Source organism: Sphaerisporangium sp. NPDC051017, assembly GCF_040683095.1.
In the GTDB taxonomy this organism is placed as follows: Bacteria; Actinomycetota; Actinomycetes; order Streptosporangiales; family Streptosporangiaceae; genus Sphaerisporangium.
The window spans coordinates 40,270-54,650 of the sequence record NZ_JBFBCI010000035.1 but is presented as its reverse complement, the minus strand read 5'-3'; the positions used below and the strand labels follow the sequence as shown (position 1 = coordinate 54,650).

General features: G+C 72.2%; 9 protein-coding genes. 7 read left to right on the top strand and 2 right to left on the bottom strand.

All coding sequences use genetic code 11. From position 1 onward, the window contains the following. The first annotated feature begins 23 nt into the window (after positions 1-23). The 3 genes from AB0M95_RS25325 to AB0M95_RS25315 are packed head-to-tail and all read left to right on the top strand — an operon-like array spanning position 24 to position 2,670. Positions 24-791, top strand: a complete 768-nt coding sequence (locus tag AB0M95_RS25325) for a class I SAM-dependent methyltransferase (protein ID WP_363769208.1) — start codon at positions 24-26, stop codon at positions 789-791. Then, positions 788-1,867 carry an iron chelate uptake ABC transporter family permease subunit gene (locus AB0M95_RS25320; RefSeq protein ID WP_363769205.1) on the top strand — a complete coding sequence of 360 codons (1,080 nt, stop codon included), beginning with the start codon at positions 788-790 and terminating at the stop codon, positions 1,865-1,867. Before AB0M95_RS25325 ends, AB0M95_RS25320 begins: the two co-directional genes overlap by 4 nt. Continuing rightward, positions 1,864-2,670, top strand: a complete 807-nt coding sequence (locus tag AB0M95_RS25315) for an ABC transporter ATP-binding protein (RefSeq protein ID WP_363769202.1) — start codon at positions 1,864-1,866, stop codon at positions 2,668-2,670. The genes AB0M95_RS25320 and AB0M95_RS25315 overlap by 4 nt, the downstream gene beginning before the upstream one ends. Positions 2,671-2,681: 11 nt before the next feature. Here the strand turns inward: AB0M95_RS25315 and AB0M95_RS25310 are convergent, their stop codons facing one another. After that, complete coding sequence (locus AB0M95_RS25310; protein WP_358518104.1) at positions 2,682-3,098, bottom strand: hypothetical protein; 417 nt, start codon at positions 3,096-3,098, stop codon at positions 2,682-2,684. A 193-nt stretch (positions 3,099-3,291) separates the two neighbouring features. After that, positions 3,292-4,005, bottom strand: a complete 714-nt coding sequence (locus AB0M95_RS25305; protein WP_363769199.1) for a TetR/AcrR family transcriptional regulator — start codon at positions 4,003-4,005, stop codon at positions 3,292-3,294. Between the two features lie 218 nt (positions 4,006-4,223). Here AB0M95_RS25305 and AB0M95_RS25300 point away from each other — a divergent pair, with 218 nt between their 5' ends. The 4 genes from AB0M95_RS25300 (at position 4,224) to AB0M95_RS25285 (ending at position 14,371) form a co-directional block, all read left to right on the top strand. Further along, on the top strand, positions 4,224-4,844 hold the full coding sequence (locus AB0M95_RS25300; RefSeq protein ID WP_363769196.1) for a sigma-70 family RNA polymerase sigma factor: 621 nt from the start codon (positions 4,224-4,226) through the stop codon (positions 4,842-4,844). A 186-nt stretch (positions 4,845-5,030) separates the two neighbouring features. Further along, positions 5,031-6,458 (top strand): FAD-dependent oxidoreductase, encoded by a 1,428-nt coding sequence (locus tag AB0M95_RS25295; protein ID WP_363769193.1) that lies wholly within the window; start codon positions 5,031-5,033, stop codon positions 6,456-6,458. Positions 6,459-6,516: 58 nt separating this feature from the next. Next, complete coding sequence (locus tag AB0M95_RS25290; RefSeq protein ID WP_358518115.1) at positions 6,517-6,807, top strand: acyl carrier protein; 291 nt, start codon at positions 6,517-6,519, stop codon at positions 6,805-6,807. Then, a complete protein-coding gene (locus tag AB0M95_RS25285) occupies positions 6,791-14,371 on the top strand; it encodes an SDR family NAD(P)-dependent oxidoreductase (protein WP_363769189.1) in 7,581 nt (2,526 codons plus the stop codon). The genes AB0M95_RS25290 and AB0M95_RS25285 overlap by 17 nt, the downstream gene beginning before the upstream one ends. The last annotated feature ends 10 nt before the right edge of the window (positions 14,372-14,381 follow it).

The window sequence follows — 14,381 nt, the reverse complement described above, 5'->3', positions numbered from 1 at the left end:
CTCGCCGTCCCCAGGAGACCCCGATGACCGTTTCCCTCACCCCGCCGACCTTCGAGGACCTGCTCTCCCAATGGGAGCTGCAGCAGGCCGCCTACGTGGCCCACCGGGAGAGCCGCTTCCAGGTCATGCTGGACGTGCTCGACCTTCTCTGCCAGGCCGATCCCACCGTGCTCGACCTGGCCTGCGGGCCCGGGTCGATCGCCGACCGGGTGCTGCACCGCTTCCCGGGCGCGCGAGCGGTGGCCACCGACTACGATCCGGTCCTGGCGCGGATCGCCCGGTCCGTGCTCGCACCGCACGACGACCGCGCCACCGTGGTCGAAGCCGACCTGGCGAGCGCCGACTGGTCATCAGCCCTGTCGGCGTGGACCTTCGACGCCGTGCTCAGCTCCACGGCGCTGCACTGGCTGTCGCCCGGGCAACTGCTGGCCGTCTACACCGAGCTGGCGCGGCTGCTACCGCCAGGTGCCGTGCTGCTCAACGCCGACCACCTGCGCTTCGACGCGGACCGGCCGGTCCTGCGGCGGCTGTCGGCCGAGCACGACACCGCCGTCCAGCGGGAGGCGTTCGGCGGCGGCACCGCCACCTGGGAACAGTGGTGGGAGCTGGCCGCCCGCCACCCCGAGCTCTCCCCCCTGCTGCCCGAGCGCGAGCGGCGCTTCGCCGACCGCCCGCCGCAGCCACTCGCACCGCTGGAGTTCCACCTCGCGGCCCTGCGGACCGCCGGGTTCACAGAGGTGGGCACCGTCTGGCAGTACCTGGATGACTACGTCGTCTTCGGCCGGCGATGACCTCTCACGCACCCCCGCGAACCGCAGGACCCGGCCCGGCTGCGCCAGGCACCGCCGGGCGCGGCAGGCGGTCGGGCGCGGTGTGGCTGGGCGGCGCCGGTCTGGTGGCCCTCCCGCTGTCGGTGGCGTTCGCCGTGACCGTCGGCGCGGCGGGCCTGTCGACCGGTGAGGTGTTCCGGAGTGTCGCGGCACACCTGAGCCTGCCGGTGACGTCGCTCCCCCCGCTGCAGGACGCGATCGTCTGGGAGTTGCGCCTGCCGCGCGTGTTGCTCGCGGCGCTGGTCGGCGGCGGCCTCGCCGTGTGCGGGGCGGTTCTCCAGGCGTTGACGCGCAACCCGCTGGCCGACCCCTACCTGCTCGGTATCTCCTCCGGCGCCTCTACCGGGGCCGTGGCGGTCCTGATCCTCGGCCTCGGATCCGCCGTCCCCCTGACGACGGGGGCCTTCGCCGGCAGCGTCGTGGCCTTCTGCTGCGTTCTCGCGTTGGCCGGCGCGGGGATGACGAGTTCCATCCGCGTCGTCCTGGCCGGGGTCGCGGTGTCGCAACTGTTCAGCGCGGTGACCAGCCTGATCGTCATCTGGGCCGGCGACGCGCACAGCACGCGGAGCGTGACGTTCTGGCTGCTGGGCTCGCTCGCCTCGGCGAGCTGGAGCGGCGCCGCCCTGTGCGCGGCGGCCGCCGGGATCGCCCTGGCCCTCTGCTGGGCCGCCGCCCCCGCCCTGGACGCCTTCGCCTTCGGGCGCGAAGCCGCCGCCTCCCTGGGCGTCTCCCCGGTCAGGACGCAGCTCACGCTGCTGGTCACCGCCGCGCTGTGCACATCGGCTCTGGTGGCCGCGAGCGGAGCCATCGGGTTCGTGGGTTTGATCGTGCCGCACGCCGTGCGCTTCGTGGTCGGCTCCCGCCACCGCGTGCTGCTTCCGGCCTGCGCCCTGTACGGGGCGATCTTCCTGCTGTGGGCCGACACCGCCGCGCGGGCGCTGTTCGCCCCTCGGGAGATACCGGTCGGCGTGCTCACCGCGCTGATCGGCGTGCCCGCCTTCGCGGCCGTCATGCGCCGAAGGAGCACCGCGAGATGAGCCTGGACGCCCACGACCTCACCTGGAGCGCCAACGGCACGCCCATCATCGACGGAATCACGCTCTCGATACCGCAGGGCCGTCTCACCGGGCTGCTGGGACCCAACGGAAGCGGGAAGTCGACCCTGCTGCGCCTGCTGGCCGGGCTGCTCCACCCGCGCGCGGGAACGGTGCTGTTGGACGGGCGCCGGCTCGGTGCGCTACCGCGGCGCGAGGTCGCCCGCCGCCTGGCCGTGGTCGCGCAGGAGACCTCCACCGACGTCGACATGACCGTCACCGACGTCGTGATGCTGGGCCGCATCCCGCACAGGACGGGGCTCGCCCGCGTGAGCCACGACGGTCCGCACGACGTGCTGGAGGCCGAGAAGGCCCTGGCCCGGTGCGGTCTGGCCGGATGGGGGGAGCGCCGATGGTCGACGCTGTCCGGCGGGGAGCGTCAACGTGTCAACATCGCCCGCGCCCTGGCCCAGCGGCCCACCGAACTGCTCCTGGACGAGCCCACCAACCACCTCGACATCCACCACCAGCTCGACCTGCTGCGGATGCTGGCCGATGCCCCTACCACCGTCGTCGCCTCGCTGCACGATCTCAACCTCGCGGCGCAGTATTGCGACCATCTGCTCTTGATGGAGTCCGGACGCCTGGTCGCTTCCGGCCCTCCGGCCGAGGTGCTGACCGAACAGTGGATGGAACGCGTCTACCGTGTCCGCGCGACGGTGAGCCTGTCGCCCGATGGCCGCCCCCACCTGCGCTACACCTCGCTGGCCGCCCGCGACGAGGATCGCGGGCGGCCTTCGGTGTGAGGGGGTGGGCGTCAGCTCGTCAGGAGGCCGATGCCCAGGGTCAGGACGCCCGCGGCCAGGCACAGGGCGCCGATCCATAAAAGGACGAACAGGCGGTTGGGCTTGGTGACGTCGCGGCCCAGGGAGGACAGGAAGAAGCCGGCGGGCATGAGGATGGCGGCGACGGGGACGCCGAGGCGTGCGATCCAGACGGCGACGCCGCCGAGGTCGGTGGCGTCGACGAAGAGCAGGCCTACCAGGCTGAGGATGACCAGCACCCCGGCGTGGGCGTGGCCGGCTCGGGCGAAGGCCTGCTGGAAGGGGGTCATGGGCACCTCACCGCGGACGATCCTGGTGAGGAACCAGCCTCCGAATTCTATGGTCACGATCGTCAGCAGGATGGCACCGGCGATGTACTGGGTCTCCTGGCTGAGCTGCAGGGGGGTCATGGCTCTCCTGTGGGGGACATGATCGCGGGAAGTCGGCGAACGGGCGGGCCGGGACGGGGGTCACGCTCGCCGGACCCAACCGGCGAGCCGGAGCAGTCATACCCCGCCGAGGCGGGAATGGATCAATGTCGTGCCCGCCGGACGGAACCGGTGGGCCGGGACCAGTCTCGCGCCCGGCGGGGGTGGAGGCACGTCAGCGGCCGGTGTTCAGCGCGGACTCTGGCAGACCGAGCATGCGGGCGAGGTCGGCGAGCTCCGCCTCGAAGAGCGCGCCCCCGTGGTCGCCCATGGCGCGGGTCAGGCCCAGCGACTCGACGCACACCATGCCGAACAGCCTCAGCCAGCAGCGGGTGAAGGTGACCGCGGCCTCGGTGGACGGCAGGGGGACCTGCAGGCGTTCGAGAAGACGGTCGGCCAGCGCCTCGGTGTCGGAGGAGATGCCCGGGACGGACGCGGACAGCTCGTAGTCGTGCCAGACGTCGACGAAGACGTCCCCGAAGAGGCCGCCCACCTGGCGCCGCGCCTCCCCCACCGACGCGTCCTCCTCCTCGGGGGAGGAGACGACGAGGGCGAGCTGGAACTCCTGGGCGTGCTCGACGGCCCAGTGGCGCAGCGCGCGGCTGGCGACGATGAGCCGGCCCGCCGTGTCGGCCTTGTCGAGCTGGGAGATCGCGGAGTTGATGTACTCGGTCAGCTCTTCGAGGGTGTCGATGATGACCGCGTCCATGAGCTTGCGATGGCTGTCGAAGTAGCGGTAGATGCCCGGTGGCGTCATGCCCATCTCACGCGCCACCGCGCGGATCGTCAGGGCGTCGGGCCCCTGACTTGTCAGGATCTCGCGGCTCACGGAGATCAGTTCCCGCAGCGTAGCGTCGCGGACCCTCTGACGGCGTGGCGAACTAGTCATCGCGACCCCTCCACGGCTCGGTTGTTCGCGCGGATCCATCGGGCACCGTAGCGAATGATGCACCCCTGTCCGGTTCATCTCGTCAAGTGTTACCGGGTGTTAACTCTAGCGTCCTGCATTAGCGGAAGCATCTGGCCACAACGGATGTTACCTTCGATCGTAATAGTTTCCATGAAGGAGGCAGGCGAGTGGACGCGGCCGTTCAGGAAACCAGGCGAGTGACAGACGTGCACGGGGATGCGGCTCAGGTGAACGGCGCGGAAGCGGACCGCTCCGCCCGCCCGAGCCCGCGCGAGATGCTCACGATGGCGTGCCGCGCGGGCGACCAGCGGGCTTGGAGCGAGCTCATCAAGCTGTACACCCCCGTCGTGTGGTCCGTGGCCCGATCGTTTCGATTACGAAGCGCGGACTGCGAAGACGTCTGCCAGCTCACCTGGATGCGTGTGGTGGAGAACATCGAAGGGTTGCGCGAACCGGCGAAGTTCGTGTCCTGGCTGGTGACCATCACCCGCAGAGAAGCGATCAAGTTCATCGAGCGCAGTCGCCGGCACGTGCCCGTGGGCGACTACGCGCCGTTCGACGACTGGCCCGACGACACCGTGTCGGTGGAGGACACCGTCGTCGACCGGTGGCAGGACCCCCGCATGCTCGAAGCGTTCCGCGGTCTGAGCAAGCACCACCAGGCGCTGCTGGCCATGCTGCTGCACGAGCCCGCGTTGAGCTACGACGAGATCAGCGCCGCGCTGGGCATCCCCCGCGGCTCGATCGGCCCGACCCGCAACAGGATCCTGCGTCGCCTCCGCGACCGCGTCCAAGAGCGACCGACCCTCGTCGCGTGACCCCCTCGTAACGTCGGCCGAACGCCCCCACTCGCGCCCGGTCCGGTTCCACGGACGGGCAGCCGTACCCTCTCCCCGCTTCGGCGTCCCGGGCGATCACGCCCCAAACTTAGTTCGTCTCCCGAATGACCTGCGAAGGTGACCGGTCCGCGCCGTGGGCCGGTCACTTTTTCGTGAGGTCCCGGGATGCCGATCTTCAAGCTCCGCGAACAAATCAGAAGAATTTCCCCGGAACCTGTATCCGGCCCGCCCGCCGGCCCCTCTTTATCCATGAGAAGCGCAACCGGATGGAGACGGAGGGCACGGGTGACTCCTCGAGTGGCGGTCGTCGGTGCGGGGATAGCGGGGATGTCGACCGCGTATCACCTGCGCGACGACGCGCACGTGACATTGTTCGAGGCCGATTCCAGACTGGGCGGCCACGCCAACACGATCGAAGTGCGGGAGGGCGACACGACCCTCGGGCTGGACACGGCCTTCATCGTGTACAACGAGGCGCACTACCCCATGCTCACCGCGTTCTTCGGTGAACTCGGGGTGCCGACGCAGGATCATCCTGGGCGATTCAGCTTCTTCGACCACGACCGGGGGCGCAGCTACGTCTCCGAGGATTTCGAGCTCGAAGAGGAGCAGATTCGCCGGCGCTACGACGCCGATTTCACGGGCCTGTGGCGCGAGGCGCGGCGATTCATGTCCGAGGCCCCGCGCGACTTCGTCCGGCGGCGCGCCGACATTCCCCTCGGGGAGTACCTCGACCGCAACGGCTACAGCACCGCGTTCCGGTACGGCTTCGTGGTGCTGATCTCCACGGCCGCCTGGTCGGTGCCCGCCGAGCGGATCTGGGAGATGCCGGCCAGCACGGTCATCGCCTTCTTCTTCGCGCACGGCCACGAAGGACTCGGCGGCCAGACCGCCCCCTGGCGCACGGTCACCGGGGGCAGCATCTCCTACGTCCGCCGGGTGGCCGAGCGGTTCGCCCGGTCCGGGGTGGACGTGCGGGTCAACGCGGCGGTGAAGCAGGTCAGGCAGGACGGCGACCACGTGGTGCTGTACGGTCCCGACGGCCCTGAGCGCTTCGACCACGTCGTCCTGGCGACCCACGCCGACGACGCGCTGGGCATGCTCGCCGAGCCCACCGCGTCCCAGCAGAGGCTCGAGGTGATCCGCTACCACGGCACCCGCGCGATCCTGCACACCGACGCGTCGGTGATGCCCGCCGACCGGGAGCGGTGGCGCAGCTGGAACTACGGCCGCGTCGGCGAGGGCGAGACCCAGCAGTCGTGGGTCGTGTACTACCTCAACGAACTGCAGCACCTGCGGGCGGAGAAGGACTACTTCGTCACGCTGGACTGCCCGCTGCCCGTCCGCGAGGACGCCGTGATCCGGGAAATGGCCTACCGCCACCCCGTTTTCACGACCGAGGTGCGCGCCCTCCAGCGCGACATCCGTTCCGTCAACGACGGCGACTCGCGCATCAAGTTCGCCGGCTCCTATTTCCACTCCAGGAAGATGGGAATCGACATCATCGGCAGCCACGAATCGGCTTTCGATTCCGGCGCGGCGGCGGCCGAGGCCGTCCGGCGCACGGCGGGGATCAGCCCGACCGGTGAATAGGCCGCCCCGGCCCTCTTTTCCACAACACGTACGGAAACGGTTCGTAGCGAGGAATGCGATGACTAACCAGGTGACTGCCGGCTCCGGCGCGGAACTGACCGAGAACGAGGTCCGTGAATGGCTGGTCGGAAAGCTCGCCCACCGGCTCGGCGTGACGGCCGACCAGGTGGACTCCGACCAGTACTTCGACGAGTTCGACCTCGACTCCACCGAGGCGCTCGTACTTTCCGGTGAATTGGAGAACTGGCTCGGTTTCGAACTTGAAACGACCGCGCTGTGGTACCACCCCACCATCAACGAGCTTGCCGGCTACATCGTGGAGAAGCAGCGCGATGCGACGGCGCGATAGAAAGCCACCCCAGACGGTCACCCGCGTCGGGTCCGCGCCCGTGGACGCGACGCCGGTGATCCTGGTGCACCCGGGCGCGCTTCCGGCCGCCGTCTACGCGGACCTGGCGTCCGCGCTGGCGCCCGGCGCGGCCCTGCACGTGGTCAACCTCGAGCACGTGCCGGGGTACTTCGAGGCGGCCCTGCGCGGGGACGCGCCCGCCACGTCGATCACGGCGCTGGCCGAGCACGCGGCCGGCGAGTTGCGCCGGCAGGGGCTGCTCGCCGGGCCGTGGTGCCTGGCGGGGTGGTCCTTCGGCGGCGTGGTGGCGCTCGAACTCGCCGGGATGCTGGAGGAGTCCGAGCGGCCGGCGGCGCTGCTGGCCCTGGACAGCATCGCGCCGGTGCCCGAGTACACCCGCCTGGACGCGGACCTCGACGACGACGTGGTGCTGCGGTGGTTCGCCATGTACCTGGGCGCCCGCAGGGGCGTCGAGATCCCGGTGGGGGCGATCCCGAAGGACCGGGAGCAGGGGCTGCGGGCGGTGCTCGACAGCGCCCTGGAGTCCGGGGCGCTACGGCCGGACACGACGCTTCCGGGCCTGCGGAAGGTGCTCGACACCTACCTACAGGGGCTGGTGCGCAACAACCGGCTGGCCCAGGCCTACGAGCCGCGCCGGGTGCCGGTGCCGGTCGTCCTGGTCCGGCCCGAGCGCGGCCTGCTGGACGTGCCCGACCCGCTCGGCTGGGGCGGGCTCGCCGAGGACCTGACGGTGCTGGGGTGCCCCGGCGACCACTACACGATGCTGCAAGACCGCGAGGCGGTGGACCGGATCGCCGGGGCCGCGCTCGAACTGCTGGGTGACCGCGCCCGACCGGCGCGGGTCACCGGTGACCCCCGGCCCGCCGCCGACAACGCGACGCTTTCGACCGGAACGGACCGTGTCATGGACAGCGAGAACACCAAGGCCCGGCGTACGGGGGACACCCCGATCGCCATCGTCGGGCTCGGGGCGCTCTTCCCGCGCTCCGGCGACCTGAGCGAGTTCTGGGGCAACGTGGTCGACGCCGTCGACTGCATCGAAGACGTGCCCGAGACCCACTGGCGCATCGAGGACCACTACGACCCCGACCCCAAGGCGCCGGACAAGACGTACGCCAAGCGCGGCGGGTTCGTCCCCACCGTGCCGTTCAACCCGCTGGAGTTCGGCCTGCCGCCGAACACCCTCGAGGTCACCGACGTGCTGCAGTTGCTCAGCCTCGTGGTGGCCAAGCAGACGCTGGCCGACGCCGGCGCGCCCGGCTCGCAGTGGTACAAGCCCGAGCGCACCGGCGTGATGCTCGGCATCACCGGCGCCAACTCGCTGACCCAGCCGCTGGCCACCCGCCTGCAGACGCCTGTCCTCAAGGAGGTCGTCCGTAGCTGCGGCCTGACCGAGAAGGACGCCGACGAGATCGCCGCCAAGTTCGTCAAGGCGTTCGCCCCCTGGGAGGAGCACTCCTTCCCCGGCATGCTCGGCAACGTCGTGGCCGGTCGCATCGCCAACCGCTTCGACCTGGGCGGCACGAACTGCACCCTGGACGCAGCGTGCGCCAGTTCGCTGGCCGCGGTGCACATGGCGGCGTCGGAGCTCATCTCCGGCCGCGCCGACCTGATGATCACCGGCGGCTGCGACGCCGAGAACACGATCCTGATGTACCTCTGCTTCTCGAAGACCCCGGCGTTCTCCAAGGTGGGGGACATCCGGCCCTTCGACGAGGCCGCCGACGGCACGCTCATCGGCGAGGGCATCGGCATGCTCGCGATGAAGCGCCTGGAGGACGCCGAGCGCGACGGGGACCGGATCTACGCGGTGCTGCGCGGCATCGGCACGTCCAGCGACGGCCGGTACAAGAGCATCTACGCCCCCCGCAAGGAGGGGCAGATGGTCGCCCTGCGCCGCGCCTACGAGGACGCCGGCTTCGGCCCCGAGACGATCGGGCTGGTCGAGTGCCACGGCACCGGCACGCCGGTCGGCGACCTCACCGAGGTCAGCGCCCTGCGCGAGGTGTTCGCGGCGGCGGGCGCCAAGCACCAGGACATCGCCCTCGGCAGCGTCAAGAGCCAGATCGGGCACACCAAGGCCGCGGCCGGAGCCGCCGGGATGATCAAGTCGTCCCTGGCGCTCCACCACAAGCTGCTGCCGCCGACGATCAACGTCACCACCCCGCGCGGCGCGATGGAGTTCGGCTCCTCGCCGTTCTACGTGAACACCCAGACGCGGCCGTGGATCACCGAGCCGGAGCGTCCGCTCCGCCGGGCGGCGGTCTCGTCGTTCGGCTTCGGCGGCACGAACTTCCACTGCGTGCTGGAGGAGCACGACCCGAGCGGCGCCGGCCTGACGGTGCTGCACCGGACGGCCCGCGTGCACCTGTGGCACGGCGAGGACCCGAAGGCCCTGCTGGAGCAGGTCGAGGCGAACCCGCGCGGGCTGGACGAGTCCACGCCGGTCCCGGCCGGGCACGCCCGCCTCGCCGTGGTCGCCCGCGACGACGCCGAACTCGGCCGCCTGCGCGAGCAGGCCCGCGCGCGCCTCGCCGGGGACCCGTCCGAGGACGCCTTCGAGCTTCCCGGCGGCGCGTACTACCGCGGTTCCGCGGCGGTGCCCGGCAAGGTGGGCGCGCTGTTCGCCGGCCAGGGCAGCCAGTACGTCGGCATGGCCGCGCAGGCCGCGATGTCGGTCCCGCCGGTGCGGGAGGCGTTCGACGCGGCGGCGGCGCACTTCGCCGGCGCCGAGCCGCTGGGCCGGGTGGTCTTCCCGCCGCCCGCCTTCGACGACGACACCCGCCGCGCGCAGGAGGACGCCCTGCGGCGCACCGACTACGCGCAGCCCGCCATCGGCGCCGTCTCCGCCGGGCAGTACGCCTACCTCACCGGCCTCGGCTTCGCCGCCGAAGGCGCGCTCGGTCACAGCTTCGGCGAGGTGACCGCGCTCTGGGCGGCGGGCAGCCTGAGCCGCGAGCAGATGTTCGGGCTGGCCCGGGCGCGCGGCGCGGCGATGGCCGAGCGGAACGAGGCCACCGGGGACGACCCGGGCACGATGGCCGCCGTCGCCGCCGACGTGACCACGGTCAAGGGCCTGCTCGAAGGCCACCCCGACGTCGTGGTGTGCAACCTCAACGCACCCGACCAGACGGTGGTCGGCGGCGGTCGTGACGCGGTCGCGGCCTTCGTCGCGGCGTGCGAGGCGGCCGGGGTCACGGCCCGCCCGCTGCCGGTCGCGGCGGCCTTCCACACCCGGTACGTCACGCACGCGGTGGACAGGTTCGGCGCGGCCGTCGCCTCGACGGTCGTCGCGGAGCCCGCCATCGAGGTCTACGCCAACACCGACGGCGCCCGGTACGGCGCCAACACCGACGAGAACGCGCGGATCCTCGTCCAGCAGCTCGCGGGCCCGGTCGCCTTCGCGCCCCGGGTGGAGCAGATGTACCGCGACGGGTTCCGGGTCTTCGTCGAGTTCGGGCCGAAGAAGGTCCTGACCGGCCTGGTCCGCGGGATCCTCGCCGAGCGCTCCGACGTCGTCGTGCTCTCGGCCGACGCCGGGCCCGGTCGCGACGGTGACCTCGCTCTCAAGCAGCTCGCCGCGCGTCTGGCCGTCCTCGGCCTGCCGCTGGCCGGCTTCAACCGGTACCAGGCGACGGTGGCCGAGCAGCCGCCTTCCAAGGGAATGACGATCGACTTGAACGGCGTGAACCACGTGCCGCAGGCGCGCCGCCAGGCGTACCAGGAGGCACTCGAAAACGGCTACCAGGTCGAAGGGGTGGCCGCGAAAGCCGCCCCGGCCGAGCCGGCCGGCCACAGCGGCAACGGACACGACGGCAACGACGGCAACGACGGCAACGACGGCAACGCAGACACGGGGAACGGACACGTGAGCAACGGACACGCGGGCAACGGACATGCGGGCAACGGACATGCGGGCAACGGCGTCGCCCACTCGGGCGGACACACCGCTAACGGCCACAGCAACGGGCACAGCACGAACGGGCACGGCAACGGCCACGCGAACGGCCACAACGGCAACGGCCACGGCACCAACGGGCACAACGGCAACGGGCAGCTCGTCCCGAGCGTCGGCGCCATCGCGGCCAGCCACCTCGCCATGCACGGCGAGTACCTGCACAGCCAGCTCCGCCTCTCCGAGCGGCTCACCAACCTCGTCGAGGAGGGCAGCCGCCAGGACGCCGGGCCGTCCGAGAACATGATCGCCGGCATCACCGCCGTCACCGAGCACAGCCTCGCCATCGGGCAGAGCCACGTCTGGGCCAGCGAGGTCCTGCGCAGCTTCGCCCAGCTCGAGAACACCATGATCGCTCCCGGCCGTACGGTCGGCGGCGACGGCCCGGCGCCGAGCCTGCCCCAGGCCGTCGCGCCGTCCTACGAGATGCGGGCCATCGGCACCCTGACCCGCCCGGGCTGGACCGAGGAGACGGAGGCCGGTTTCGCGGTCACCCCCGCCGCTCCGGCGACCTTCGCGGGTCCCACCCAGGCGCCCGCTCCCGTCCCCGCGCCGGCCCCCGTCGCTCCGGCGCCCGTCGCCGAGCCCGCCGTCACGGTCGCCGTCGCCGTCGCCCCCCCGGCTCCGGCTCCGGTCCAGGCTCCCGTCCAGGTCGCCCCGGCCGGGAACGACGCGGAGACCGTCCGGACCACCCTGCTCACCATCGTCGCCGAGAAGACCGGCTACCCCACCGACATGCTCGACCCGTCGATGGACGTCGAAGCCGACCTCGGCATCGACTCCATCAAGCGCGTCGAGATCATGGGCGCCCTGCGGGAATCCTTCCCCGGCTCCCCGTCGGTCAGCCCGGAACGCCTCGCCGAACTGCGGACGCTCGACGACATCATCGGTTTCGTCGCCGGAGCCGCCGTCGCCGCCCCGGCCCCCGCGCCCGTCGCCGCCCCTGCTCCGGCTCCGGCTCCGGCTCCGGCTCCGGTCCAGGCTCCCGTCCAGGTCGCCCCGGCCGGGAACGACGCCGAGACCGTCCGGACCACCCTGCTCACCATCGTCGCCGAGAAGACCGGCTACCCCACCGACATGCTCGACCCGTCGATGGACGTCGAAGCCGACCTCGGCATCGACTCCATCAAGCGCGTCGAGATCATGGGCGCCCTGCGGGAATCCTTCCCCGGCTCCCCGTCGGTCAGCCCGGAACGCCTCGCCGAACTGCGGACGCTCGACGACATCATCGGATTCGTCGCCGGATCGGCTGCCGCGCCGAACGGGGCGGAGGTGGTGAACGGCCCAAAAGCTGAAACCCTGCCGCGGATCGACCGCTGGCAGGCCGGGCTGACCCTCCTGCCGGTCGCCGGCCGGCAGGAGGACGCCTACGGTCACGCTCCGGTCGCCCTGGTGGCCGGGGCGGGCGGCCCGCTCGCCGACGCGATCACCGGGGCCCTCCACGGGGCCGGGTGGCGCACCGCCGAGCCCGGCGCCGCCCGCGACGAGGGGCTGGACCTGGTGCTGTACGTGACCCCCGAGCAGGTGGACGGCACCGCCACCGCCCTCACCGCGCTGCGCGACGCGGCCATGCTGGCCCGCGACACCCAGCGCGCGCTGGAGGCGTCGGCCGAGAACGGCCGCGCCGCCTTCGTGACCGTGTCCCGCCTGGACGGACGCCTCGGCGTCACCCCGTCCGGCGGCGCCACGGACGAGGCAGGCCTGGCGTCCGTCACGGTCGGCGGTGTCTCCGGTCTGGTGAAAACCCTGGCCGTCGAGGCGCCCACGGTGTTCTGCCGGGCGATCGACGTCGCCGCCGAGCTGCCGTACGACCGGGTGGGCGAGATCGTCCTGTCCGAGCTGTACGACGCCCGGGTCGCGCTGCGGGAGGTGGGCCACACCTCCGACGGCGCCCGCTGGACGACCACCCTGAGCGAGAGCGTCCCCGCCGGTGAGGCGCGGATCGCCCCGCCCGGCGTGGACGACCTGCTCGTGGTGACCGGCGGCGGTCGCGGCGTCACCGCCGCGTGCGTGATCGACCTCGCCAAGCGGCACCGCACGGGCCTGCTGCTGCTCGGCCGCACCCCGCTGGCGGACGAGCCGGCGTGGGCGCGGGACGTGCCGCTGGACAAGCTGAAGCCGGCGATCGCCGCGGCCCTCAAGGCCGAGGGGCTGAAGGTGACCCCGCGCGACATCGAGCCCCGCTTCCGGGAGCTCAAGGCGCAGCGGGAGATCCGCCAGACCCTGGCGGAGGTGACCGGGGCCGGGGCGCACGCGACGTACGTGCCGGCCGACGTCACCGACCCGGCGGCGCTGCGGACGGCGCTGGCCCCCTACCGCGACCGGGTCGTGGGTGTGGTGCACGGCGCCGGTGTCCTGGCCGACCAGCTCATCGTGGACAAGCGTCCGCAGGACGTGGACCGCGTGCTCGGCACCAAGCTCGCCGGCCTGGCCGGTGTGCTCGCCGCGCTGGACCCCGCCAGGCTGCGCCACGTCGTGCTCTTCTCCTCGGTCGCCGGGTTCTTCGGCAACCAGGGGCAGGCCGACTACGCCATGGCCAACGAGGCGCTCAACCGGATCGCGGCCCGGCTGCGGGGGGCCAACCCCGGCGCCCGGGTCACCTCGATCAACTGGGGCGCCTGGGACGGCGGCATGGTCACTCCGGAGCTCGCCCGGCTCTTCAAGGAGCGCGGCGTGGACCTGATCCCGCTGCGCACCGGGGCGCGGATGTTCGCCGAGCAGTTCGACGCCGAGCGTTCGGCCGACCTGGTCTGCGTCATCGGGCCGGACAAGCCGCTGTCGGAGGCCGAGCCGCCCGCGCTGCCCGCCACCGGGGTCACCGTGACCCGGGACCTCGGCGCGGTGGCCGGGGAGCCGGTCCTCGCCGACCACCGGATCGGGGAGCACGCGGTGCTGCCCGCGACGGTGGCCCTCGGCGGGATCCTCGCCGCGGCGCAGGAGGTGACCGGAACGCCGTCGGGCGGCGCGCGGGACTTCACCGTCCTCAAGGGCGTCGTCTTCGACGCCGGCGCGCCCGGCACGCTGCGGTTCACCCTGACGCCGCACGCGACCGGCACCAAGGTCGAGGTGCACGACGAGAACGGCCGTCCCCGCTACCGGGCGGTCGTGGAGGCCGCGGGCCCCGCGCCGGCACGGCTGACCGGGCTGCCCGGTCTCGACGGCGGCGAGCCCTGCACCGCGTACGAGGACGGCACCCTGTTCCACGGCGACGGCCTGCGCGGCCTGAGCCGGGTGCTGGACCCGGGCCGGCGCATGGTCCTGCGGGCCGAGCTGCCCGCCACCTCGTTCGCCGCCGGGGCGTACGGCACCGGCCACTACGACCCCGTCCTGGCCGACCTGCTCCTGCAGGCCGTCCTGGTCTGGGTGCGCCGGCACACCGGCCAGGCCAGCCTTCCGGCCGTCATCGGCCACGCCGAGGCGCATGCGCCGATCCCCGCGGGCGAGCCCTTCCTCATCGTGGTCGACGAGGTGACCGTCAGCGGCCCCATGGTGTGCTGCACGGTCAGCGCCTGCGACGGCGACGGACGGGTCCACCTCCGGTTCGCCGGGGTCCAGGCGATCTGCCGCGACAGCGGCGGCGCGCAGTAACCACGCACCG